This window comes from Lacihabitans lacunae (assembly GCF_042649125.1).
GTDB classification, from domain to species: domain Bacteria; phylum Bacteroidota; class Bacteroidia; order Cytophagales; family Spirosomataceae; genus Leadbetterella; species Leadbetterella lacunae.
This window is the reverse complement of record NZ_JBHRYQ010000001.1, coordinates 910,756-936,915: the sequence shown is the minus strand read 5'-3', so window position 1 is coordinate 936,915 and position 26,160 is coordinate 910,756. Positions and strand designations below refer to the sequence as shown.

Here is a 26,160-nt window from a genome sequence, read left to right as displayed (position 1 = left end):
TTTTACGTTTTAAAATTTTAATAATTTAAAAGGACCATTCCAGCTTAAATCTTTCCCTTCCACTTTTATGGCATGTTGTTTTTCTTCATTTTGATTAGCAAGGGCTACTAACCAGTTTTTATTTTCCTTGGTTTTTAATTTTATAATGGTGTAATCTTTGTTGCTTACTAATACTTCTACAGCCGAAATGTCGCTGTAAGAATTTATCGCCTTTTCTGTTACCGGTGAGTATGATCCGTGAGCTTCTAAAACAGAGGCAAACGTTGTTGGACCTGTTGTTTTTTTTCTGACAATAAACATCGGGTCTCTTCTTAAATTGAAGTTGGGGTCCGAAGCACCAGACCTACCTAATAAGATGCTGTCGCTGCCGGTGGTGGCGGTTATGTAGGTATAAAAAACGCCATCGCCTAACCACGAGAAATTCGTATTTCCTTCGTTTGCTTTGGCATCGCCCTCTTTCCAAATATGCTGGTAACCGTCGCTTTTACCAAGCTTTTGCATTTGATTTGGAATCGTAACTTTTGTGCTAATTGACATCAAATGCCCCATAAAATATAAGGGAAGGTCATAGGTGTTCTCAGTTTCTGAATTTACATTAAACACATCAAGTACAAATGGATTCTTAAATTCTTTTGAGTCAACTAAAACTAGCGTTCGGTTTTGGAATACTCCTTGGTAGGCATTAGAATCGCGAGAACTGATATACTGCACCTCCGGATTAGAGAAATTATAATAGTTTAACTTCGGAGAATATTTATCTGCTTCATCACTATCGCCGCCATATTGTGTTTTTTGGTTAATTACCAAGGTGTTATGGGCAATCGTTTGTTTTGCAAAAGTATTGTTCTCAGGTAAATACACACCGCCAGCTTTTTGCTCTATGTTTACAAAACGTGCCATTCCGTAATCTTGCACTACTTCTTTTCCGTTTTTGTAAAAAGAATAAGACATTTGGTCAAAGTGTCCATGGCCCATGCCGTGTGTTCCTGATTTGAAAACTAAGTTTAAATCAGACTTTGATCTCAAAATTCCAATCGCTCCTCCTTTTCCATCAATTCCATCTTTGTATATAATAGACTTGTTTGGAAGAGGGATTTTATTCTTAATGTTTTTAGCAACGGCCATTCCAGACTCATCTAAAACAACTTCATTTTGTAAAGCTGCGATTGTCAATAAGCTTGGATCTCTTTTGCCAAAGTGATAGGCGATATCCACTGCTGAAATCAAAGATGAATTATAAATTGACATCCCTTTTTGAGCATCGTTTAGGGGATAGAACTCTCCTGTAGACGTGGTCTGATCTAAAAGTGAATATACCGATTTAATCAAAAGGCTGTCTCTGTATTGAAAAATCTTAAGCTCAGGCTTTGTGTTTTGAAGACTAGCGGCAAATATCAAAAAAGGGTATGCACCGTATCTATGATAGTAAGCACCTTCGGAATATAAACCATCTGGTGAGAAAAGTCCGTCTATTTGTGCTAAGAAACCGGCTTTTTCTTGTCCTGGATGTTTTATTAAGCCTCCATCGTTATCGTGTTGGTCTGCCGTAATGGTTTGATCCATGGTGCCATATAAAGCTCTTTTTACAAAATCCTCGTTGTTCATCACCAAACCAATCATACCTACGCCTGCACAGCCCCACGTAGAGTGATTGTGAATTCTATTAAAAAACTGTGGAGTTTCTATGGATAAGAAGTTTACAAAAGGCACAAAAAGGTCTTTCTCGATTCTTGCTCTGTCTGATTTTCCTAAATAGTCATACACACAGTCATAGGCTTGAGCTACACTTACTAACCAATTGGCGTCATTTAGACATTGCCAAAATAGCTTTCCTCTCGAGTATGAGTTTTTGGCTGGATGTAGCCCTAACGTTGGATATAAGTCTGCATATTTATGTAAGATATTTTTTACGTATTTCGCATATTTTTCATCTCCCGTAATTTGGTAAAGCAATCCTGCTTTTTCCATTGTATTGTAGTTTTTACGGTGCACTTCGTGCGAATACCCACCTGCTAACTCTTTCGGTATAGGCACATCTATTTCTTTCAAAATTTCAGCATCTACTACTTTTTTTACTTCTGCAAATGACTTATCGTAAAGTGGCGTTTTGCCTAGATTAGCCTTTATTTCTTTGATACCTTTTTTTGTTAAAGTCAAACATGGGTGCGTTTGAGCATTAACGTAATTAGAAGTAATGAGCGTTAGCGATATGATAAGTGTTACTATTTTATTCATTTTCTTCCGATTGATAATTTATCGTCTCCCATTACTTTTGTATTTGAAGCGATATTTTTACTGTTTTCTTTTTCAGAAAAACCCTCTCCTTTTATTTCAAAATCTGAGCTTTGATTGAACACATTGTGGTGTACTTCTGCCTTTGGCTCCCCTACTGTTAACAGCATTTTGATAGCTGAGCTTTTTTCGAATATAGAATTCTTAATATCTAAATTTTGTAATCCCACTAAGTCTAAAGCGGCTTTGCTTGCATTTTTCTTTCCAAGTCCTACATTTTTAAATTCAGAATGATTGATAGTCATGTAACCAGCTGTGGTGCTTTCGTCAGAGCCTCCTCTGTAAAAAATTATGGCAGCTCCCTCAATATCTGTAAAGTCACAGTTATCAATAATAATGGTCTCTGCATTGTAGATTCCAATTTCATCTCCTTCTTTGTTGAGTGCTAAAACATCTCCCGAAATCTTAGAAAACGATGAATTTGTGATAGAAACTGTATCTGCAAAGGTGCTAGTGGCTACTTTGAAAAAGTTAAAGAAGTTATTGGCCGTTAGATTTTTAACCGTGCAATTATCCACAAACAGATTGTAGTTTTTGTTCATTGAATATTTGCTTGTAGTAATTACCGCATTTAGTGGACTATCGTTTGAGATTTTACCATCTATAGTCAAATTAACTAGTCTTAGCCCTCCTTCGTTTTCTATGACAAAAAGATTATTTGTTTCGAAAGTCACGATACTTCCTTTTGTACCTCTAACAGTTATTGGATGTGATAAGTGAATAACTTTGGTATGATTATATTCTCCGTCTGTAAGTTCAATGATATCTCCAGATTTTGAGTTTTTAACCGCATCAAACAAAGTGTTTAGACCCGGTTGAGCTTTTATTATATTCGCTTTTTCTGTAGATTCTGTATTTTTTGAGTACCATTTCACGCCAGTATTTTCCTTTGAAGCCACGGCCTCTTTTATTTCAGCACCAATTCCTTTGGCACATTTTGTGCCGTTTGGAAGCGTGTTTAGCTTTACATCTTCTACTTTAAAGCCGGTTTTACTCGGAAAAGTAGTAGTTTTATTTACAACGTTGTTTTCAAATGAAATTCCTGATAAGTCAGCATATACGCCAAAATGCTGAGGCGACCCATTTGAATAAAAAAGATTATTTTTAATGGTAGAAGTTTGTGGCGATTCGCTTCTTTCTTTATCGTTTCCGGCTCCTAGTTCTATGTGTGTACAGTCTACAAAAGTGTTGTTTGTAACATTTGATTCTTTTACCGAAACATATCTGTTTAGTGGAGAATTTGGTACGCCATTCATGATGGTAAGTGCCCCTCTAAATCTGTTTCCGGTTAGTCCTTCACAGTAATTGTTTATTACAGTTTGTTTTTCATTTATTACACGAATACCACCAGTAAACGCCACTCCATTACCAATTAAAACGTTTCCTTCTACCCAAGTTTCGTTTCCATGACGCATGGTAAGTGTTCCTTTACATTCAAAAAAGGTATTGAAACGATATGTGTTTTGGTTTGATTTATTTGAAATAATTTCATGCTCTCCGTTACATTTATCGAAATAGTTATATTCTACGATGCTTTGCGAGTTTTTCATGGAGTTATGGCTAGTTCCTATTCTTAGGGTTTCGCCGCCGTTTGAACCCAAGTTTTGTCTATAACCAAAATAATTATGGTCAATTTGGTGCTTATTTTCAGCACTTTCGTCTGTATCTAGTCTTACCGTTAGCGTAACGCCTTGGTTTCTTTTGTTTATAAATTGACAATGGTCTACTCTGTTATTTCTACCAAACAATACCACCCATGCTTCTACATTGTTACGCTCTGGTCCATTGAAATTGTCGATAACCACTTCCGTCAATCGGCTGTTGTACGCTAATTTTTTAGAATCTTTTCTGAATGCTATAATTTCTGATGTAGGTGAATTTCCATTTTTAAATACAAGACCTTCTACGTTTAAGTAGTTTCCTGCTATCCGTAAGTTTGACTCTCCTGAGATCGTCACCTTACCTTTTTGTTGGGCTCTTAGTGTGATTGGACTTTTTGCGGTTCCGTTTGTTTCTAAAAGGATTTCTATGTTTCTCCAGTCTCCATTTGCCATTACAATGGCATCGCCTGGTTTTACTGTTTTTATGGCTGATTCTAATTCAGATTGGTTTTTAACTAATATATCACTAGCTAAAGTTTCGAAGCTTAAGAAAATAGAAATTAGAACGAGTAGTTTTTTCATGAAAATAAAGTTTGCAATTAAAAGAGGAGGAAAATTCCTCCCCTTTTCAATCTATTTAAACATTCAACCTATAAATTAATATCCTGGGTTTTGGGTGATAATGCCACCACTTGCAAGTACTTCTGAACTTGGAATAGGAAATACGTAATAATTCTTATTTACACTCTGTTTCAATTCAGAATCTACCGTACCAGTTCTTACAAGGTCAAACCATCTTTGCCCTTCAAGTGCAAGTTCTAATCTTCTTTCAGCTAAAATGGCAGCTCTTACTATTTCTTTTGTATTTAGTTCAACCGGATCAAGCACTTTAACGCCGGCTCTTGTTCTAATTGGGTCCAAGACTTTAAGTACAGTTGCAGCAGGGCTACCGTTTTCATTTAAAGTTTCAGCATGAAGCAAAAGGATATCTGCATATCTAAGTTCAATCCAGTCTTGGTCTAAGTTACCCCATTTTTTACCTTTTCTGTTTGCAACATCAATGGTAACATCTTTTCTCAAGTCGCCGGGGCTTGCATCAAAAGCAGCAGTTAAAGCTGGGTCTAATGGATTCGGAGACTTTGTGTCGGTGCCTTTAAACCATTCGGAAAACTTAGAAAATCCATATAGGTTATTAATAGAGGTAGAGATACGCGTAGCATATATTATTTCTGAATTCAGGTCGTTGGTTTCACCAAAAACATCAGAAAACTTAGGTCTAAGGCTAATTTTTGCTGCGGTGGCGGTATTTACTACCTCGGCCAATAGAGGTGCTGCACTTGCAAAATTACCTCTTTGAATATACACCTTAGCTAACATGCCTTGAGCAGCTATTTTGGTTGCTTTGGTTGTCGAAGCGTTTGTCAAGGTAGCTATAGCTGCTTGAAAATCAGGAATTATTACCTCGTCATATACTTTTGAGGCTGCTTGTCTTGCCAATATAGATTTGTCTGTAATACTTGGAGTTGCAGACAAATTGATTGTTACATCACCAAATACCTTCACCAATTTAAAGTACGACAATGCTCTTAAAAACTTAGCTTCAGCTACTTGAGTTGCATTAGTTGAATTTGCAATTACGTTATTTGCACTCAAAATAGATTTGTATAAATTGCTGTAGAACGGACGGAAAAATTGTTCTACTAAATCTCCTCCGGCCAAATCTTTGTCAAATTTGTCAAAAGCAGAATAAGGTGCCTCTCTCATAAACATGTTATCAGCTCTAAAGTCGCCCATAACTGCTAACGGCGTAGTAGAGGCCTGCTGATAGTGATACGCTGCATTTAATACCTCTGCATAAGAAGATAAAGATGAGGCTTCGGCTTCTAAAGGTGGTACTTGGTTGAGGTTACTTTCACACGAGGTGAACACCAAGATTATTGCGATATATTTAAAAATATTTTTCATTTTCTTATTTTTTATAATTCATTAAATCTTTAAAGGATAGCCTATTTTGACTTTTCACTACCGATTTAAAACTTATTTAAAAATTTATATTTAAGCCTAAAGTATAGCTTCTTACAACTGGACTAGCTCCTTCTTGATATCCGTAGGTAGTTGGTCCTAAATATCCAGAGTTTGTAGTTTCAACACCTTCTGGATTAAATGAAGTGTAATTTTTAGCCATTATATACAATAAGTTTGTTGCTGCTGCATATACTCTTACTGAGCCAATCCCTATTTTATTAGCTAACTTGGTGTTGATATTATATCCCAATGTCATATTTCTTAATGCAATGTATGAAGCATCTTGCATCATTGAACCGTGGGCATTTCTTGCTTCTTGGTAAAATAGCCCGGAATCATCGGCTTTGCCATCGTTCTCTTTATCAAAACTCGCCTTTAGTCTTCCGCCAAACTGTGATTCCCAATATATAGGATCTATGTTATAAACTTTTGCTCCTTGAGAACCTTGAAATTGAAGTGATAAATCAAAATCTTTATAGTTCATTGTACTGTTTAATCCCCAGTAAAATTTAGGAGTGTTTGTTCCTAACTTCACATAATCATTCTCAGGGTCTATTTTGCCATCACCGTTTTGGTCTTTTACATAATAAGCTGAGCTACTAAGTCCAATATTTTGTGAAGGATCATTGATATATTTAGCTTCTACCTGTCCTAGTGTTTCGTATCCCCACATTTCGCCAACTTGGCCGCCTACATAGTTTCTAAATTGAGGTCCTCTACCTGCTGGTCCACCATATACTACATAAGGTAAAGATTGTAGGTCACCCAAACTCGTAATTTTAGTATTTACAGACGAAATATTACCAGCTACTTTCCATTTAAAATCTGATTTGTTAATTACGGTGGCCCCTAATTCAAATTCAATTCCAGAGCTTTTAACGTCTCCACGATTAAGTACTATAGAAGAAGTACCCAAAACCTCTGACACGCTTTGGTTAATCAACATGTCTTTGATGTTTGACGTATAGCGATCAATGCCTATCGTAAATCTATTTCTCAAAAATCCTAAGTTTACACCGAAATTGGTTTCAGTGTTGCTTTGCCAAGTAAGATCAGGGTTTGCCACATTGTTAGGAATCAAGAAACCCGTTCCGTAAATCGTAGGCTGAGCTTGTAAAAGACTCAATGAACTGTAAGAGCCTAAAAATGAGGTAGTACCCAATGAACCTCTACTAAATCTCAGTTTTAAATCGGTAAGTACTTTTGAATTGTAAAAAGCTTCATTATGAACATTCCATCCCAGTGAAAACGCTGGAAAAACCTCAAATCTGTTATTGGCTCCAAATCTAGAATCTCCATCTCTTCTTAAAGAGAATGACCCTAAATATCTGTCATCGTAAGCATAAGTTACTCTTCCAAAAACACTTTGTCTTGAAACCGTTTCGTCTCTTAGTCTGGTGTTTACATCAATTGGTGCCAAAAATGAATAATTTAGTGGTAAACCAAGGGGAACGTTTGTTCCTGTTATACTAGTACCTTTAATATAAAAGTTTTGAAACTCTATTCCACCTACTGCCGAAATGTCATTTTTACCGATAACTTTGGCATAGTTTAGCGTGGTTTCGCTAAGTATTGAGGTTCTTTTTACACTGTTTTGGTCAAGAGCTGTTTGGTTTAATCTGTGGGTTGCATCTGCCAAAACTCCTTTGTAATAATATGCTTGGCCATCATTCATGTCTGCACCCAATATGGTCTTAATATTCAAGCCTTCAAAAATCTTAAACTGAAGATATGAATTTAGGTTACCAAATATAGTTTTTTCTGTTTGGTCTGAATAATCTAACTTAGCGGCAGGCCCTTGGTCTCCAGTACCACCGATACCGTTTTGATTTCTACCATAATGCCAATCGTGAACGATGTCTCCTGGCTGTAGGGTATAAATACTTTGATTTCCTAAAGCACCTCTTCTGTCTTGGTCAAAAGTTCTACCCATGTTGGCAATGGTTAAACCTGACTTTGCTAATGCTGCACGCTGAGCGTCTAGGTCTTGTACAAATTTGATAGAAGCAGCAGTGTGATAGATAGGACTGATGCTATACGACCTCAAAAGGTCTCTCATATCTGTTGGTAAAATCTCTCTGCTGCTGTAACTTCCATTAAAGCTCAATCCAGCACTGAATCTTTTAGTCAAATTTGCATCTACGTTTAACCGAGCATTGTATCTTTCGAATGACTGTTTTTGAGCGATACCTTTGGTGTTTAAGTAACCAACTGATGCAAAAGCTTTTACTTTGTCGCTTCCACCAGAAACGCTTAAGTCGTGATTGTTTGTGGACCCTTGTCTAAATAACCAATCCTCAACACTTAAAACATCCGGTGCATTTTTATATGCGTTTAATCTATATTCTAAAAGTTGCGGATTTACGCCACTGAGATCATATTTATCAGTAACTAATTCATTTGCCCATTCAGAAGCCGTTTTGAGCATCGCGATGTCTTTTACATATTTATTTGAGATACTTGTATAACCATTGTAGCTAAAGTTAGCTTTGCCAGAACCGCCTTTTTTGGTGGTTACTAATATTACACCATTTGCACCTCTAGATCCATAAATAGCGGCAGATGCGGCATCTTTTAAAACTTCTAGACTGGCAATATCATTTGGGTTTATGGTGGCTAAACTCCCCGAAATAGGAAAACCATCCACTACCACAAGGGGGTTTGAATCGCCTGATAATGAAGCCGCTGCTCTAATTTGAATTTTCGGGTCAGCTCCTGGCTCACCACTTTGGTTTTGTATTCTTACACCACCAAGTTTTCCGGCTAAGGCATCGTCTACACGATTGGCTTGGATGGCTGCTATGCTACCGCCCTCAAGTTTCGATATTGCACCAGTTAAATGCGATTTTTTCTGAGTACCATAACCTACCACCACTACTTCATCAAGAGCTTTGGAATCTTCTTCTAAAGATATAGTAAGTAGTGTTTTTCCATTTAGAGGAATTGATTGAGAAAGAAAACCGATAAAACTTACAACTAGGGTCGCGTTTTTGTCCGCCTTTATTGTAAACTTTCCATTTATATCAGTGATGGTACCTTGCGAGCTTCCTTTTACTAATATACTTGCTCCGGGAATTCCCGCATTGTCGACCGTAGAAATTACTTGCCCAGAAATGACGCTTTCTTGAGCGAAGGCATTGTTGGCAAAACAACAGATCAACAACACAAAAGTTGTTAATAGAGATGCTTGCCTAATAGGTAGTTTTAACATCATGTTCATTTCAAATTTTAAGGTTTAAAAATTAGGCTATTTCTTGAAATTGTACTATTTACAAGAAAATAGAGATTCATTTAAATAATGCTATCTGATTCAAAACTATAGGAACAATTAGCCAAAAACAAGCTTTATATTAAAAAAAATACAGAAAAAATAGCACTTTTTAACTACAACGATACCGGAAACGTTATCGGAAACGTTTGCATAAAAAGTACAATTTATTAAAATATTACAAAAATTATACGTAATTTTGAATTTCATTTAGAAATCTAAGTTTTGAACTAATTTTAGAATAGTTTATTATATTTAAAGAATCTTGGAATTAGACTATTTGAAATTTCCGTCAATAAAAAAAATATAAAATGAGAAGTAAATTACCCACCATTAAAGATATCGCCAAAGAGCTTAATGTTTCGGTATCTACGGTATCTAGGGCCTTAAGAGGAATGCCAGAAATTAATGAAGAGACTAGAAAAAGAATAGTGAAATATTCGGAAGAAATAGACTATCAGCCGAACATGGTAGCCACTAGTTTGGTTAAAAGAAATTCGCACCTAATTGGGGTATTGGTACCCAACATGGATTACTTTTTTGCCACTGCTGTAAAAGGAATAGACGAGGCTGCCATGGAAGCAGGCTACACGGTGGTGATTAGCCAATCTAACGAATCATATGGAAGAGAGGTGGCTAACACGCAGCGACTCATGAACTCCCAAGTGGAAGGTTTGATAGTTTCGTTGAGCAGAGAAACCCAAAATGTGGAACATTTTAAGCGGGTGCAGCGTAAACAATCTCCTCTTGTGTTTTTTGATAGGGATTTTCCTGGATTAGAAGGCTCAAAAGTTTTGCTAAACAATGAGTTAGGAGCCGAAACCGCCGTGAGCCATTTGATAGATCAAGGCTGTAGGAGAATTGCCTATTTGGGCGGACAGGCCAACTTGGCGATTAGTAACAGCAGAGAAAAAGGCTATACCGAAGCTTTAAAAAAAGCGGGATTAGAAATAAAGTCGGAATACATTATTCACGGTGAATTTGAGAAGGAAAGTGCGTATAATAATATGTTGGACTTGCTTCAGTTGGCAGAGCCGCCGGACGCCATATTTGCCATGGGTGACCGAATGGCCCTCGGAGCCTACAAAGCCATAAAAGAAAAAGGCTTAAGAATTCCGGAGGATATAGCGATAGTGGGATTTAACGACGAACCGATCATGAGCATGGTGAGTCCGTCAATCAGTAGTGTGGCTCAGCCGGCATTTGAGATGGGAAAAATGGCCGCTCGCCTATTTATAGAGCAGCTAAACAGCCAAGAAGGCTACAAAAATCGCTTGGAGACCTTTGTGCCGCATCTAATGATTAGAGAATCATCGATGAAGATCAAGTGAGCAAATAACAGTTTAGGATAGTTAGTGGGACATTTTGGTGATTAAAAAAACGACATATTTTATTTTAAAAAAACGAAAGAGTGAACTTAATGCAGTAAATTTGCATTTGTTAATAGGTAATGGGGGCGACCGGTTTTGACGGCATGAAGCCATTGCGAGTATAAGCATGTATGGAGTTGGTGGAAGGTCTCCATTTAAAAAATCTACCGAACAATATCAGGCAATACACAGTATGCCATGGCTGCTTAATTTCGGAGTAAATTAGCATTTGCCATCGTTCCACTCTAGCTAACCTCTGTTGCGAGAGAATCTGGGGCGTCGAAAATAGAGAGGCGTTTTTAAGCGGACTTCTGACTTTTAAATAGTATACGAGAAGATAAGGGTAGAGCTTGGTACGTCGGACAGCATCTCTATCACGAAAATTAAGACCGAATAAACATGTAGAAGGCTCGACAGTAGCCGTGTTCGGACCAGGGTTCGACTCCCTGCGTCTCCACTAAAAACCCTCTTGAATAGCTCAGGAGGGCTTTTTTTTGAAATCTAGCCCATATCTAGCCCATAATTTTTTAAGCTCATTTTTCTATCTTCTCTTCTTGCTCCACTCCTATCCAATGAAGAATTTTTTTCAGTCTTTTTATTTTGATTTTAAAAATCATATCGGATTTTAAATATTTGCAAACTTTAAGATTCGTTGAGAAATTTCGAAATACCTAGGTTTATCATTTTGACTCTAATTCTGAAATGGTCTTAAACTTCTTTGATAAACTTTTAATGAAAAAATAGACTTTTTGCCAAACGCCTGAGAATTGATTATTTAAAAACGAACTTTACAATGGTTCAGAATATTCAATTCTCAGTGACAAGTGTTTTTTAGGTTTGATTCTTGGAAAAGTATAATTTTGAGGGAGAGGAAGAATTTTTACGTTGGAAAGGATATGTCTCAATGCTAACTATTCTGTACTGGCAGTTTGGATACGTAATCTTCAATGAACGAAGTAGCCAAGTTTGTCTCAATGCTATCTTATCTGAGCTGTAGGTTTAGATTGAATAGTTTAATCTTCTTACTTCAGAGTGGTTCAGAATTTTTTAAAATTGGTCCAGTTATTTCTTAGAATTTTTGGGCCATATGTAGATTCTAGCATTTCGTTTCTCTCAAAGTCACTAATCTCTTCAGTATCACCAATGACCTCCTTAGTTTGTTTGGCTTTCCATACCCATAGAACTGATATCAAAATCATTCCTTGCAGAATATGAAAAACCAGCATATTTTTTCCACTAGCAAAGAAACATAAAATAAAAAAGGTAGATGAGACAGCTGCGTAAATCCAAAATAGGATACTAGTTATTTTTTCCATATTATTATTTGCGAATATATTTTATTGATTTCTAAACTTTATTCTACTGATTAATTAATACTAAAATTTTCAGAAAAAGAACAAGGTGAAGGCCAAGTAATAACCTTTTAGTTTTCTTCATGGTTAATTTGCTCATTTTTTTTTCTTGTAATAATAGATAAACTGACCGGTATAAAACCCGTGAGAAACATTGAATAATTAGTCAACATAACTAAAAGCTTTACTACAACCATTAACTTAACCTCAATATCATCAGAGTCTTGAAATAACTCGTGAAATATTCCAGTGTAAAACAGACATAAGGCTAAAAAATACAAGATGAAACTCTTTACGGTAGTTCTGAAAGAAGACAATTTTTTAAATCCCATTATAGCTAGGAACACTATTCCCAAACAGAATATGATATACTCAATTTTATCAAACATTTTTTTTAGTTTTTGAAGGAAAATAGAATATTTCCTTGGTGTTAGTTTCTCTATCTCAAGAGAATAAATATTTTAAACAATTACATTTCTTTTAATTTTCATCAATGCTGTTGTCTTAATCCTTATTCTTCTGGATTATTGGTTCTGTCTTGCCCAAGTTTTAGGAAAGCATGAAGAGTAATCCATCCATTTCTTCCAGACATTATGAGTATATAACCTCCTACTACTAGTGCCAGGATAATACCCACTAGCAAGCCTTTGATCAATATTGGGAGCATAAAGCTTCTTTTTTGCTATGTAATTCCTTTAAACATTTCTCAACTTCCTCTCTTCTTTTCAGAATCTCTATATAAAGATCCCCACCATGTCCCATCATTTTTGCAGCAAATGATTTTAAGTCATTCATCTCTTCAGTTTTATCTTGAATTTGTTTGTCAACAGATTGTAAGATACTTAAAATTGGTTCATTCATTCTCTTTTTTGTTAAAGCCATCTCACACATTGGTTAGTATGTAGAAATTGATGACTGTAATTAAACATGCGTCTCTTAGCCCTATAGAGACAATTTTTAAGGAGCAAAGTCCCTTGGCTATTAGAATTAGTCTTAAAATTGTTGTCAGTCAGTACCTTCTTCTTTTTCATCAAGCTTTTCAAGAATTTCACCAATACTATCAGCATAACTACTGTTGTAGTCTTTTTAACTTTCAAGATCATCTATTTCATCATCTTTATAAATGAAAGCTTTTACTGTTGAAAGAAATAAATTCTTAATTCTTCTGGATTATTGGTTCTGTCATACGGTTTGGGGTGCATATAACGCCATTACAGGTTAGTCTTAATCCTTATTCTTCTGGATTATTGGTTCTGTCAAACTATGCTAGCTGCTCTTAGTTTCGCTGTTACTAAGTCTTAATCCTTATTCTTCTGGATTATTGGTTCTGTCGTATGGATGCGACACAGGTTTGTGTACAGCTTTAGCGTCTTAATCCTTATTCTTCTGGATTATTGGTTCTGTCACGATTCAGGGGCTGAGGGCATCAAAACTCTGAAAAAGTCTTAATCCTTATTCTTCTGGATTATTGGTTCTGTCTTTACTGAATACGGACATTTTAGAAGCAAAAATCACTGTCTTAATCCTTATTCTTCTGGATTATTGGTTCTGTCGAACTTAAAAATAATCAAATAAACAATTTAAACAAGTGTCTTAATCCTTATTCTTCTGGATTATTGGTTCTGTCTATTCATATTGGTAACACTACAAAAGTAGTAAGTCAGTCTTATTCCTTATTCTTCTGGATTATTGGTTCTGTCTACAATTGTAAGCTAACCTCACAAGTACCAGCTAACATGTCTTAATCCTTATTCTTCTGGATTATTGGTTCTGTCATTTTTCATTACTACCTAATGAAATAGTAATCACAAGTCTTAATCCTTATTCTTCTGGATTATTGGTTCTGTCGCCATTGGTACAGCCTTAACTATCTTATGTTTTTTCCTGTCTTAATCCTTATTCTTCTGGATTATTGGTTCTGTCTTGCCACAAGAAACTGTCTCTTGTATCTTCCTCAGTGCGTCTTAATCCTTATTCTTCTGGATTATTGGTTCTGTCCAGTATAACTCCTGAAGAGAAGACCGAATAAGATGGTGTCTTAATCCTTATTCTTCTGGATTATTGGTTCTGTCTCGGCCTGATAACGGAATATAAGTTCTGCGGGAGTAAGTCGTCTTAATCCTTATTCTTCTGGATTATTGGTTCTGTCCATGGAACTTACAGTCGAAAAGTTAATGAAGTTAGGTCTTAATCCTTATTCTTCTGGATTATTGGTTCTGTCACACTTTACTTAGGAGCTGAAAAGCTCGGAGAAGATGATGTCTTAATCCTTATTCTTCTGGATTATTGGTTCTGTCGTTAAAAGCCAAGTACGAAAACGAATAAAAATATGGTCTTAATCCTTATTCTTCTGGATTATTGGTTCTGTCAAGTTTTCAAGTTTAATATTTGAGAAAGACAAAATTAGTCTTAATCCTTATTCTTCTGGATTATTGGTTCTGTCGTGGAAACGGTAAGAGAGTTAGCTTTGAGCAAGCTATGTCTTAATCCTTATTCTTCTGGATTATTGGTTCTGTCGTGGAAACGGTAAGAGAGTTAGCTTTGAGCAAGCTATGTCTTAATCCTTATTCTTCTGGATTATTGGTTCTGTCACAAAACCTGAAGGCATAAAGCTTTCAGAATTGTTGTCTTAATCCTTATTCTTCTGGATTATTGGTTCTGTCAATTACTTGAGAAATTCGATAAAGCAAAGGAGAGAGCTGTCTTAATCCTTATTCTTCTGGATTATTGGTTCTTTCTATTTAACAAAATGTTTTGTACTAAGAATAACATTACGTCTTAATCCTTATTCTTCTGGATTATTGGTTCTGTCAGCACTTTAGTTAAATATTCGGATATTCAAAATAGAGTCTTAATCCTTATTCTTCTGGATTATTGGTTCTGTCAGTTTAAAAGCTCATTTGTGGCTAATGATCTGATAAGTCTTAATCCTTATTCTTCTGGATTATTGGTTCTGTCATAAACACAAAGGAAATAAAGCATAATTTAGAATAGTCTTAATCCTTATTCTTCTGGATTATTGGTTCTGTCAATAGTTTCAACCGACCAACTATTAAGGGTTAATGAAGTCTTAATCCTTATTCTTCTGGATTATTGGTTCTGTCCAATTAAGATCACAGACTTAAATGCATTGCCTCAAGTCTTAATCCTTATTCTTCTGGATTATTGGTTCTGTCATGGAGTAAAATAATCGAAATAGATAACAATCAAAAGTCTTAATCCTTATTCTTCTGGATTATTGGTTCTGTCACGTATGTAATTTGGAAATATCATCGGACGATATTAGTCTTAATCCTTATTCTTCTGGATTATTGGTTCTGTCCAAGCAGTAACAGCTCCTACACAGGAGCAAAAGGAGTCTTAATCCTTATTCTTCTGGATTATTGGTTCTGTCTTCGCTTTAAGTGGGCCTTAAATACGCCATATGGAGAGTCTTAATCCTTATTCTTCTGGATTATTGGTTCTGTCGGTATTTGGTCAAGAGAGAATAGGCAATCAGGAAGGCCTGTCTTAATCCTTATTCTTCTGGATTATTGGTTCTGTCAACTTTCATCTGATACAGATGAAAAAGTCTTTTTTGTCTTAATCCTTATTCTTCTGGATTATTGGTTCTGTCTTTCTGCAAAAATGTTTGATGCAGATTATGAAGAAGTCTTAATCCTTATTCTTCTGGATTATTGGTTCTGTCGAAAACAAAACGACTATCAAACAGCACAGGAATAAAAGTCTTAATCCTTATTCTTCTGGATTATTGGTTCTGTCGGCTCCTGCGACACTCAAGAAAGAGAAAGAAAAAGCGTCTTAATCCTTATTCTTCTGGATTATTGGTTCTGTCCATTTGGAAAAAGCCAAGGCCCTTGGAAAGTTAGGTCTTAATCCTTATTCTTCTGGATTATTGGTTCTGTCGAATATTGGAATGTGGACGGGTTCTCAACAGAGAGTCTTAATCCTTATTCTTCTGGATTATTGGTTCTGTCTGTATTCAAACAGACGACAAGAACTGAAAGAATACTGTCTTAATCCTTATTCTTCTGGATTATTGGTTCTGTCTGTCATCAACGGCAAGCACTGGAGTAAAACAGAGCCAGTCTTAATCCTTATTCTTCTGGATTATTGGTTCTGTCGTGTATTTCGGTGCAGAAACAAAGCTGGGAGCACTAGTCTTAATCCTTATTCTTCTGGATTATTGGTTCTGTCAACAAATGATTAAATTCATAACTCTAGTATTACTACTGTCTTAATCCTTATTCTTCTGGATTATTGGTTCTGTCTGCTTTGAACCTTAAACAAGCAGACGGGTCTATAACAGTCTTAATCCTTATTCTTCTGGATTATTGGTTCTGTCTAGAAGGGGCTGTAAATGCGGACGCTGTAGCAGCGTAGTCTTAATCCTTATTCTTCTGGATTATTGGTTCTGTCACCGTTTAAATCTTGTACGATAGATGAAGATTTTTCACTGTCTTAATCCTTATTCTTCTGGATTATTGGTTCTGTCTATCAAAGCAAAGAATCAAAATAGAATTTTACTACGTCTTAATCCTTATTCTTCTGGATTATTGGTTCTGTCTGAAGATAGGCAATTGATTGAGCAAGTATCAAATCGTCTTAATCCTTATTCTTCTGGATTATTGGTTCTGTCTTAGCTTTGAGCAAGCTATCAAACTGTCAGCTGATGGTCTTAATCCTTATTCTTCTGGATTATTGGTTCTGTTATTTACAAAACATTCCAGAACAGATTCAAAGTAAGAGTCTTAATCCTTATTCTTCTGGATTATTGGTTCTGTCTTAAGATGCTCACTGAGCACGATGCAGCCTATTCAATGTCTTAATCCTTATTCTTCTGGATTATTGGTTCTGTCCTGTTGGCGAAGAGCTTAAATCCAACTCTGGTGGTGTCTTAATCCTTATTCTTCTGGATTATTGGTTCTGTCTTCCAAACACCTAAGAGGTGAATGGGATTACTTATTGTCTTAATCCTTATTCTTCTGGATTATTGGTTCTGTCGAAAAGCCAGAGTTAGAAGGTGCTACTAAGGGTAGTCTTAATCCTTATTCTTCTGGATTATTGGTTCTGTCTCCTTACGTAACATTCTTAAAGGCAGATAATTCTGCGTCTTAATCCTTATTCTTCTGGATTATTGGTTCTGTCTTTCTGCTTTAGCTTACGCTGTTACGAAAGGTGAATTGTCTTAATCCTTATTCTTCTGGATTATTGGTTCTGTCTACTTGCAATAATTGAAACAGATGATTAAATTCCTAACTGTCTTAATCCTCATTCTTCTGGATTATTGGTTCTGTCCTTTGAAACACTATGAAAACGACGACGGTTAATATGTCTTAATCCTTATTCTTCTGGATTATTGGTTCTGTCAAAAGCTTGTTTTAATAATTGTTAATTTTAAAGGACGTCTTAATCCTTATTCTTCTGGATTATTGGTTCTGTCTCTCTTTTTTCTTTGCACTATATAAAGAATTTTAGTCTTAATCCTTATTCTTCTGGATTATTGGTTCTGTCGGCAAAGAGTATTGGAATGTGGACGGATTTAGCACGTCTTAATCCTTATTCTTCTGGATTATTGGTTCTGTCGGCAAAGAGTATTGGAATGTGGACGGATTTAGCACGTCTTAATCCTTATTCTTCTGGATTATTGGTTCGGTCCGAATTTTTAGGCTTTAATAATGCCGTCGGAGATTTGTCTTAATCCTTATTCTTCTGGATTATTGGGTCTGTCAATTTCAAGCGAAATAGTAAGTACTTCAGATGTTTTGTCTTAATCCTTATTCTTCTGGATTATTGGGTCTGTCAATTTCAAGCGAAATAGTAAGTACTTCAGATGTTTTGTCTTAATCCTTATTCTTCTGGATTATTGGTTCTGTCTGCAAAAGAATATTGCAGACCTTGAAAATAAGGAACGTCTTAATCCTTATTCTTCTGGATTATTGGTTCTGTCAAGCCTCTAACCTAGCATTGAGCATTCGTGTTAAACCGTCTTAATCCTTATTCTTCTGGATTATTGGTTCTGTCTACGAAGCTTTGTCGAGAGAATCTGTTTTACTTGAGTCTTAATCCTTATTCTTCTGGATTATTGGTTCTGTCGAATAACTGTTGACACTCCAAAGTTGCTAAGTAATGTCTTAATCCTTATTCTTCTGGATTATTGGTTCTGTCAAATAGTATCAACATCAGACGTACTTAGAGTAAACGAGTCTTAATCCTTATTCTTCTGGATTATTGGTTCTGTCTAACTCAAAGAGAGTTACTTTTGAGCAAGCTGTAGCCCTATCTTAATCCTTATTCTTCTGGATTATTGGTTCTGTCAATCACATTATTCACCATTAAACAATTAACATCAAGTCTTAATCCTTATTCTTCTGGATTATTGGTTCTGTCAGAATTACTTTTGAGCAAGCTGTAGCTCTTTCAGCTGTCTTAATCCTTATTCTTCTGGATTATTGGTTCTGTCAAAATAAATGTTGATTATTCAAATGATGCAATTGAAGTCTTAATCCTTATTCTTCTGGATTATTGGTTCTGTCAAAATTCTGGAGTAGAGTTGGTAGGGTGATAAATGTCTTAATCCTTATTCTTCTGGATTATTGGTTCTGTCATGGCAATGCTATTGTCAAAGTTATTGTAACAGTAGTCTTAATCCTTATTCTTCTGGATTATTGGTTCTGTCAAGTTTAATATTTATAGAACAACAATTAACATCCAAGGTCTTAATCCTTATTCTTCTGGATTATTGGTTCTGTCAAATAAAACAAAGTCTGGTATTCCAAATCAAGATTGTCTTAATCCTTATTCTTCTGGATTATTGGTTCTGTCCTGTTTTGGATGCTTCGTAGGCGGCTTGTGCTGCTGTCTTAATCCTTATTCTTCTGGATTATTGGTTCTGTCTTTTTTAAAACGTGCGTAGGCACGATACCGCATCATTGTCTTAATCCTTATTCTTCTGGATTATTGGTTCTGTCCTTTTTCGGATAATAGTGTTACTTTTTTGGATAAATTGTCTTAATCCTTATTCTTCTGGATTATTGGTTCTGTCAAATTAAGAAAGGCTTTAGAAGCCAAGAGATTAGAGTCTTAATCCTTATTCTTCTGGATTATTGGTTCTGTCAATTTAAATTTTAAAAATCATGGCAAAAACAAGAAAGGTCTTAATCCTTATTCTTCTGGATTATTGGTTCTGTCAAGTTAGATTTTAAGATATTTGCTAAAATCTACTTTTGTCTTAATCCTTATTCTTCTGGATTATTGGTTCTGTCTTAAGGCAAAAATTGCAGACCTCGAAAATAATAATGTCTTAATCCTTATTCTTCTGGATTATTGGTTCTGTCATCACAAAAATCGACTTCTCATTATTACCAAACGAGTCTTAATCCTTATTCTTCTGGATTATTGGTTCTGTCGAGGTTGCGGAACTGTATATTGACCTAGGTCAATATGTCTTAATCCTTATTCTTCTGGATTATTGGTTCTGTCAATCTTCAGAGGAATTTGAAGATGATGTGGAAGTTCAGTCTTAATCCTTATTCTTCTGGATTATTGGTTCTGTCTGAAGGCATAAAGCTTTCAGAATTGTTCACTGTAAGTCTTAATCCTTATTCTTCTGGATTATTGGTTCTGTCTCTTAATACATTGCCGCAAGAAACTGTATCTTGCAGTCTTAATCCTTATTCTTCTGGATTATTGGTTCTGTCAGCTAAGTAAGAATTAAAGGGTGAAATTCCCTTTGTCTTAATCCTTATTCTTCTGGATTATTGGTTCTGTCTAGCATTTGCTGTGACAGTAGGTGAGTTTCCAGAAGTCTTAATCCTTATTCTTCTGGATTATTGGTTCTGTCATGTGAATTTTTGATTAAAAACTGATTAAAATGGTGTCTTAATCCTTATTCTTCTGGATTATTGGTTCTGTCAGATACTGTTTTTGAACTTAGATTCAATTCGTCACAAGTCTTAATCCTTATTCTTCTGGATTATTGGTTCTGTCAAGACGAAAAAGTCTTTTTCGGAGCAGAGACTAAACGTCTTAATCCTTATTCTTCTGGATTATTGGTTCTGTCTCAGTGTGTAGAGTTTTGGAGATTTAAACAAGCAAGTCTTAATCCTTATTCTTCTGGATTATTGGTTCTGTCCTGCAGAAGACAGACTTGCTGAGGGCATGTCGCCGTCTTAATCCTTATTCTTCTGGATTATTGGTTCTGTCAATTTAGTGAACTTACCATAGTGAAAGCTGGTAAGGTCTTAATCCTTATTCTTCTGGATTATTGGTTCTGTCTCATTTAATTCACCTTGTATCATAACTTTGGATAAAGTCTTAATCCTTATTCTTCTGGATTATTGGTTCTGTCATTCTAAAAGAATTACCTTTGAAGATGCCGTTAAATTGTCTTAATCCTTATTCTTCTGGATTATTGGTTCTGTCTACAGAGCTCCTGACCATTTACAGAAGGCTATGGAGTCTTAATCCTTATTCTTCTGGATTATTGGTTCTGTCATTAATCAGGCGTGCGAGAGAATGTTTGATATATTGTCTTAATCCTTATTCTTCTGGATTATTGGTTCTGTCCTTTTATTATATATGGGATATGTCTTGTTACTCTAGTCTTAATCCTTATTCTTCTGGATTATTGGTTCTGTCACGCCAAGAGTGTTATGGAGGGTACAATGCCCGTCGGTCTTAATCCTTATTCTTCTGGATTATTGGTTCTGTCTCTTTGGTGCTGAAACTAAACTCGCTGCACTAGCGTGTCTTAATCCTTATTCTTCTGGATTATTGGTTCTGTCGTGTCCAATTTGACTGTCTGATTATCTCGGATGTCTTAATCCTTATTCTTCTGGATTATTGGTTCTGTCCTATTTCAAGCGAAATTGTATCAACAAGCGACGTTTTGTCTTAATCCTTATTCTTCTGGATTATTGGTTCTGTCTTCTAGACCTTTAATTGGAAAGAAGGGTCTATACACGTCTTAATCCTTATTCTTCTGGATTATTGGTTCTGTCAAACTATGGGATAGGTTGGAAACAGCCGAAGAGAAAAGTCTTAATCCTTATTCTTCTGGATTATTGGTTCTGTCCTGATATGGAGATTGCAGTGGAGAAATTAATGAAGGTCTTAATCCTTATTCTTCTGGATTATTGGTTCTGTCGCTTAAAATCTTTTTCTTTAGGTGGTAATTCTAAAAGTCTTAATCCTTATTCTTCTGGATTATTGGTTCTGTCCGTCCTTTTTCTATCTTACTAGTAATATGAAACTTACTTAGCAAAATATGAGGTATTTTATATAAGAACTTCATTTAGTCCAACGTTTTTTGTTCCTAACATTATTTGTTAATGCAAGATAAATACTTTTAGCCATAAAATTATTCAAAAACAATAATTCCACTCCATCCTTCCTTGCTTTTTTTAGCATCATATGAGCGTATGGCTAGACCTTTTATTTTGACGTTGTTAGTCAGTTTATTTTTTAAAATAATCCTCTCCGATAAATAGATACAATCCACAAAACCAATTCCAGAGCTTTTTATGCTTAGTACACCTTCAAATGACTTCAACCAACTATGCGAATCTTTTGAAAGGACTACACTTTTAATTATATCAAAGTTTTTTTGCACATGTTTTGTCATATATCCATAGCAACTGTCTCCAACTTTAAGTGCGGTTCCCTTTGTAATTGATAAAGGGAATTTTCCTCCAACTTGGTTTTCCGTTATATAATAAGCATAACCATTTTGCAAATCTATTTTAGTAATAGCTATAGCGGCTTTAGGGAGTGTTTGTAAAAACTCCTGTTCTACATCTTTTGCAAATTTCCTATAATCTACTTTTTCAGACTTTATGTTTATTATGTTTTGGTTATATAGATTTTCTCTTACATCTTCCGGTATTTGCCACCCATGGCTTTTTCTGATATCAATAATTTCTTCGATTTCATATTTCGCATTAGCCCACATTTCATTTTTAATTAATAATCGCATAAAATCCTGTCTTACACCACGAAGCATTTCTGGTTTATTGTTTAAGCTTATAGCTTTACAAAATACGGAAAACTGAAGATCAGGTTTCTCTTGATAACAAGAGCTTAAAAGATGCCATACCCAAAACTCTTTTTGTTTTACTTGAAGTAATTCTAAAATTAATTTGTGTGCTTTTTCTATGTTTTTATCCTTTATTAATAGTTTTATGGCGTAATACTTTAAATAGGGCATTTCAGGATTTTGTTCGGAAGATGTATAAATCCAATTTGTAAAATATGATGTAGTTGATTCTTCCTTATTGATAATAGATAATAAATTTTTAGCAATTAAAATAGCATTCTTCTCAATTTGTTGAGGTTCTTTAAGCTTATCGAAATTTACCCATAACATAAAGTCTAAATACAATTTCCAGGTCGGTGCTACTTTTGAGGATGCCCAAATAAAAGCACTTGTAAGTTGAGTATCGGTAATTCTTGCATATTTCATTATCTCACTCAAAATCTCTTGAGTATGATAAGAATCCTTTGATAATTCTTGGGATAAACTGATAGTCTTAATTACTAACCAATACGTTTGTTTTTTTAATAAATTATCAGTCTGAAACGGGAGTTTAAACATCTCATTTTTTATTTCTAATGCTTTTTCCCAATCTTTTGCAATCAAGGCTTTTTTCCAAATGTCATAATATACCCAAGCAAGGTTCTTAAAACTATTTGCAGGGTTTAACTGGAAGTCTTCCTTAGCCTTTAGCAGAGCTAAATCTATATTTCCAATTTTTCTCAGGCTTGCTATATGTAATGTATTTGTATTATCGAAGGCATTATTTGTTTAAAAGATTATGGTATGCTTATTTTGAGTAAGTAATTCGAAATCAAAGTTTTTTCCGATACAGTTTATACTGTTGAGCATATCTTCGCCAACTGGAAGCATTATAATGGTATCGTTATTTTCATAGCAACTTTGAAGTTCCGTAACTATTTCTTTAATTTCTTTATAAAGTTTTCTATGAACTTGGGCAAAAAAGACTGATTTTTGAAGCCTAATACAGCCTTGCTTTTCCAAGAATTTAGCTAAAACTCTTCTGATTTTATTATTTTCAACATCATATAAGATTAGACAGTACATTTCGTTGCTATTTTTAAGTTTTTTAGATTTAAACCAATTTAAAAACCGTGTAAAGTCAACCGGCAATTCCTGTTCTAACACTTCCACCTCATCATCATCAAAAAAAGGAAGGCCTGTTGCTTTTCTTGCTAGGTTTGAATCTTTTATATTTAGAAACTCTCTTTTTTTTCTTGGCATATTAATTCACACTTATTTGATATTTAGTTTCGTATACAGGCACTTTTTCGGTTTCTTTAAACAGAAGGTCATTTAATATTGTATAGAGCATAATGGCAAGGTTAGGGTCAGAACCAGTTTTGGGTGACATAACCAAGGTGAAACCTTTTTTACCATAAAAGACATTAATTTCAGCTGTACTATATCCTTTTTTTACTTGGACTTTTAAGCCATAGTTTATAGGAACTAATCCCAAAAGCTGAAGTCCGTTTAAAAGACAAAGTGACCTAATGTCGCCTTGCATTTCTAAAAGTTGGTCAGGCACATGTATGTTTTTATCTTTTTTCTTTGGGGCTGTTGGGTTTATTTTGCTCAAAACGTTTTGATAAGCCTGCTCATTTATTTCATTGGTTTTTTCTTGGAAATCTATTTCTTCAATTTTTTCAATATAATTAGTCCAATTTACGGTTAAAGAAGAAGGGTTATAGGCAACCTCATTGTCAGAACTAATAAAACAGGCCCTAGTAGCATCGCAAGTTTTGAAATCAATAGCTCCTTCAAGTTTGACTTGGTCGGCAAACTTTCGTGCATAGTTTTTGTAAAACTCTTTAAAATCTTTCAAGTTTTTACATTCAGACTCTAATTTGAAAACTATCTTAAAGCCGGTGCCACTTGGAGAGATAAATGCCATAAGCACCTCTGGATGCTCGCAAATATTTTGAGGTATTTTTGCATTTTCACCGAAATAATCATCAATATCTAATATTAAGTAGTTAGCCGATTCAAAATTTTCTGAATTTCTTATATCATTTTTAAATTTTGATCCAACAAAATATGGAAGTTGAGTTTTTAAAGACTTATAGGCTTTTATATCCAAAGCCCGCAGTTTTCTTAACCTCGCTATTTTTTCTAATACTTGGTTGTCATTTTTTATTAATGCTACCAAATCTTCAATAGTGGAACAAGAAAGTGCCTCTACTGGGTGCTGGGTGATGTTTTGTCCGATGTATATATTGAAGGTATTTATTTAGTTTAATGGTGAAAAATTTTTAAATATTGTAGCTGTTTTTTGTGCAGTGAGTTCTATGTGATTTAAGCGTGATCTACTTAAACCATTTACATGAATAAGTTCATTTAAATAGTCATTAAAAGACTGTATGAGTATTCTTTTTCCTATTGAGTTAAGCAAATATGGTTTTTCAGAATGTCTACCATCTTGGGACTCTGAGATATCAAAAAAATCAGTATCGATAATTCCCTGTATGCAAAGGTGACAAACAACATAGTCAGCCCAGTGTCGGAACTGTTCTATAAAATCATAAACAAAAACAGGCCTATTGTATTCATCACGGTGCATAATACCGATATAGGGGTCTATTCCAGCCTTAATTAATGCAGACTCGCAAGTGCCATATAACATTCCGTAGGCATAGTTTAATAAACAATTAAAACCATCAAATGCAGGGTGTTGGCTTCGTTTATCAAATTTGTATTTTTCGGGTATCAAATTACTCAAAGCTTGGAAATAGTTTCTGCTCATGCTTCCTTCAAATCCTCTAAAACTTGCGAAAGTTTCCCCATTATTTATGTTTTCATAGGCTTTTATTTTTTCTATTCCGAGTAATATTTTTGATTTGTTAGTTTGAACTGCATTGGGTTGGTTGGTTAGGTGAGTGATTAAGTCTAAAACCAATAATTGGTTGGTGCCTTTTTGAGACAATGTTTCCCTTATCCATTCAACACCCTCAGGAGCCGAAGAAAAAATTAACTGATTTTTCCTTATAGTGGTAATAGACCCAAATTGATTACTCCAAACTCTACTAAATGGAAAACCTTTTTTGTCTACAAACAATATCTCAATATTGTTATCGATAGCCACTTTTATTACTTCATATGTTAGGGCTGTTGCAGAATGCAATATGATACTTTTTACTTTGTGAAAAGGTACATAACTTTCATGCTCCTTGTTTTTAATAAAGTATCTTCCTTCTCTAACGCTAATTTGCGTTCCGTACTGGCTTAATATTATTTGTGTATTGAAGTTTTAATTTATTTAGGTGAAACATTTATGTTACAAAAGTATCTCATATTGGTGTAAGCTATTTACACTTTTTAAAAAGTTTTAATCTTTTTATAAGCAATAGCTAAAGACGCATGTGGAGCGAAGTCAAACTTGACTAACGCCAACTCTTTCGTCCATTTTTTCCAGATAGCTATCAAAATATCTTGTTCATTTAGATTTGCATATTTAGGCTTTAATTCTAATAAACAAACACTTGTGTTTATAAATACCTTATTGACTTTTAGCATTCCTTCATTAGCTGATTGCAGTGTCTGTTCCCAGTTTTTATCTTTACGCAGCCTTGGTAGCATTCTGGTATCAGTAGACCTATTGCCTTGAACCAATGCAGGTTGATTAGATTCAAAATCAAAATACCCATCTGAAATCACAATCACCTTGTTTTGATGCTTAGCGGATATATCAGTGCTCAAAAAATCATTGAAATATTTCCATAAATCTGTGCCTTTAAATTGGCTCGATTTCGATTTACCTTTTAATGCTGCACTATACAGGTTATCTAATCTAGCTGGAAGTTTCGCTTTAAAATCATCCAATTGACTTCGTTTGTTTGCAAGCTGAATTTCTCCCATGTTTATGGTCAATAAATTCTCAAACCTGTCGGTTTGCACTCCGCCAATTTGTGGGCCAATTACTACTTTAAAACAATCTTTGGAGTGAATAATTAGCTTCTGCCTAACATCGGTTTCAAAACGTTTGAAGACTTCTTGAATCAAAGCCTTGTCTCTGGCAGATTGCCCCACTGTGAGTAGCCTATCTGATAGATCTAACAAAACGATGTAGTTATTTTGGGGCTTCGCTTGGGCCGATGCCACATAATTAACAAGCATCAAAAAAAATAACACAACGGTACCCTTATAAATGAAATTGAAATTTGTCATAATTGAAAATGATTTTAGTGGAAAAATGAGTATC

The 26,160-nt window shown here is 35.0% G+C and carries 13 protein-coding genes, 1 other RNA gene and 1 CRISPR repeat array; of the genes, 2 read left to right on the top strand and 12 right to left on the bottom strand.

The window, feature by feature from the left end; genetic code table 11:
• Positions 1-9 precede the first annotated feature (9 nt).
• From ACFOOI_RS03925 to ACFOOI_RS03910, 4 genes are all read right to left on the bottom strand, one after another.
• Positions 10-2,235, bottom strand: a complete 2,226-nt coding sequence (locus tag ACFOOI_RS03925; protein ID WP_379835296.1) for a heparinase II/III domain-containing protein — start codon at positions 2,233-2,235, stop codon at positions 10-12.
• Positions 2,232-4,475: a polysaccharide lyase 6 family protein gene (locus ACFOOI_RS03920; protein ID WP_379835293.1), complete on the bottom strand. Its 2,244-nt coding sequence runs from the start codon at positions 4,473-4,475 to the stop codon at positions 2,232-2,234. Before ACFOOI_RS03920 ends, ACFOOI_RS03925 begins: the two co-directional genes overlap by 4 nt.
• 75 nt (positions 4,476-4,550) lie before the next feature.
• Positions 4,551-5,858 carry a RagB/SusD family nutrient uptake outer membrane protein gene (locus tag ACFOOI_RS03915; protein WP_379835291.1) on the bottom strand — a complete coding sequence of 436 codons (1,308 nt, stop codon included), beginning with the start codon at positions 5,856-5,858 and terminating at the stop codon, positions 4,551-4,553.
• Between the two features lie 76 nt (positions 5,859-5,934).
• The gene (locus ACFOOI_RS03910) at positions 5,935-9,132 is read right to left on the bottom strand and encodes a SusC/RagA family TonB-linked outer membrane protein (RefSeq protein WP_379835288.1); all 3,198 of its coding nucleotides are present in this window, start codon (positions 9,130-9,132) and stop codon (positions 5,935-5,937) included.
• Positions 9,133-9,497: 365 nt separating this feature from the next.
• Between ACFOOI_RS03910 and ACFOOI_RS03905 the strand changes: the two genes are divergently transcribed.
• Both ACFOOI_RS03905 and ssrA read left to right on the top strand, forming a co-directional pair.
• Complete coding sequence (locus tag ACFOOI_RS03905; protein WP_379835286.1) at positions 9,498-10,517, top strand: LacI family DNA-binding transcriptional regulator; 1,020 nt, start codon at positions 9,498-9,500, stop codon at positions 10,515-10,517.
• Between the two features lie 121 nt (positions 10,518-10,638).
• Positions 10,639-11,016: a transfer-messenger RNA gene (ssrA, locus tag ACFOOI_RS03900) on the top strand.
• A 577-nt stretch (positions 11,017-11,593) separates the two neighbouring features.
• Here ssrA and ACFOOI_RS03895 read toward each other — a convergent pair.
• The 8 genes from ACFOOI_RS03895 to ACFOOI_RS03860 all read right to left on the bottom strand — a co-directional run bounded on the left by ACFOOI_RS03895 (position 11,594) and on the right by ACFOOI_RS03860 (position 26,126).
• On the bottom strand, positions 11,594-11,872 hold the full coding sequence (locus tag ACFOOI_RS03895) for a hypothetical protein (RefSeq protein WP_379835284.1): 279 nt from the start codon (positions 11,870-11,872) through the stop codon (positions 11,594-11,596).
• Positions 11,873-12,419: 547 nt separating this feature from the next.
• Positions 12,420-12,575, bottom strand: coding sequence for a hypothetical protein (locus tag ACFOOI_RS03890; protein ID WP_379835281.1), 156 nt, complete (start codon positions 12,573-12,575; stop codon positions 12,420-12,422).
• Complete coding sequence (locus tag ACFOOI_RS03885; protein ID WP_379835279.1) at positions 12,560-12,769, bottom strand: hypothetical protein; 210 nt, start codon at positions 12,767-12,769, stop codon at positions 12,560-12,562. The genes ACFOOI_RS03890 and ACFOOI_RS03885 overlap by 16 nt, the downstream gene beginning before the upstream one ends.
• 360 nt (positions 12,770-13,129) lie before the next feature.
• Positions 13,130-21,129: a CRISPR direct-repeat array (repeat unit 37 nt; unit sequence GTCTTAATCCTTATTCTTCTGGATTATTGGTTCTGTC).
• 140 nt (positions 21,130-21,269) lie between these two features.
• Complete coding sequence (locus ACFOOI_RS03880; protein ID WP_379835276.1) at positions 21,270-22,547, bottom strand: DUF7017 domain-containing protein; 1,278 nt, start codon at positions 22,545-22,547, stop codon at positions 21,270-21,272.
• Between the two features lie 165 nt (positions 22,548-22,712).
• Entirely contained in the window at positions 22,713-23,186 is a 474-nt protein-coding gene (cas2, locus tag ACFOOI_RS03875) for a CRISPR-associated endonuclease Cas2 (RefSeq protein WP_379835273.1), read from the bottom strand.
• 1 nt (position 23,187) lies between these two features.
• On the bottom strand, positions 23,188-24,171 hold the full coding sequence (locus ACFOOI_RS03870) for a BT4734/BF3469 family protein (RefSeq protein WP_379840175.1): 984 nt from the start codon (positions 24,169-24,171) through the stop codon (positions 23,188-23,190).
• 21 nt (positions 24,172-24,192) lie between these two features.
• A complete protein-coding gene (cas1, locus tag ACFOOI_RS03865) occupies positions 24,193-25,191 on the bottom strand; it encodes a CRISPR-associated endonuclease Cas1 (RefSeq protein ID WP_379840174.1) in 999 nt (332 codons plus the stop codon).
• 86 nt (positions 25,192-25,277) lie between these two features.
• Positions 25,278-26,126 carry a hypothetical protein gene (locus ACFOOI_RS03860; RefSeq protein ID WP_379835270.1) on the bottom strand — a complete coding sequence of 283 codons (849 nt, stop codon included), beginning with the start codon at positions 26,124-26,126 and terminating at the stop codon, positions 25,278-25,280.
• Positions 26,127-26,160: the final 34 nt, after the last annotated feature.

Coding starts and splice junctions, on each gene's coding strand:
- ACFOOI_RS03910 (WP_379835288.1), bottom strand. CDS start 9,132: ATGATGTTAAAACTACCTATTAGGCAAGCATCTCTATTAACAACTTTT.
- ACFOOI_RS03885 (WP_379835279.1), bottom strand. CDS start 12,769: ATGAATGAACCAATTTTAAGTATCTTACAATCTGTTGACAAACAAATT.
- ACFOOI_RS03925 (WP_379835296.1), bottom strand. CDS start 2,235: ATGAATAAAATAGTAACACTTATCATATCGCTAACGCTCATTACTTCT.
- ACFOOI_RS03905 (WP_379835286.1), top strand. CDS start 9,498: ATGAGAAGTAAATTACCCACCATTAAAGATATCGCCAAAGAGCTTAAT.
- ACFOOI_RS03915 (WP_379835291.1), bottom strand. CDS start 5,858: ATGAAAAATATTTTTAAATATATCGCAATAATCTTGGTGTTCACCTCG.
- ACFOOI_RS03895 (WP_379835284.1), bottom strand. CDS start 11,872: ATGGAAAAAATAACTAGTATCCTATTTTGGATTTACGCAGCTGTCTCA.
- ACFOOI_RS03860 (WP_379835270.1), bottom strand. CDS start 26,126: ATGACAAATTTCAATTTCATTTATAAGGGTACCGTTGTGTTATTTTTT.
- ACFOOI_RS03890 (WP_379835281.1), bottom strand. CDS start 12,575: ATGCTCCCAATATTGATCAAAGGCTTGCTAGTGGGTATTATCCTGGCA.
- cas2 (WP_379835273.1), bottom strand. CDS start 23,186: ATGCCAAGAAAAAAAAGAGAGTTTCTAAATATAAAAGATTCAAACCTA.
- ACFOOI_RS03920 (WP_379835293.1), bottom strand. CDS start 4,475: ATGAAAAAACTACTCGTTCTAATTTCTATTTTCTTAAGCTTCGAAACT.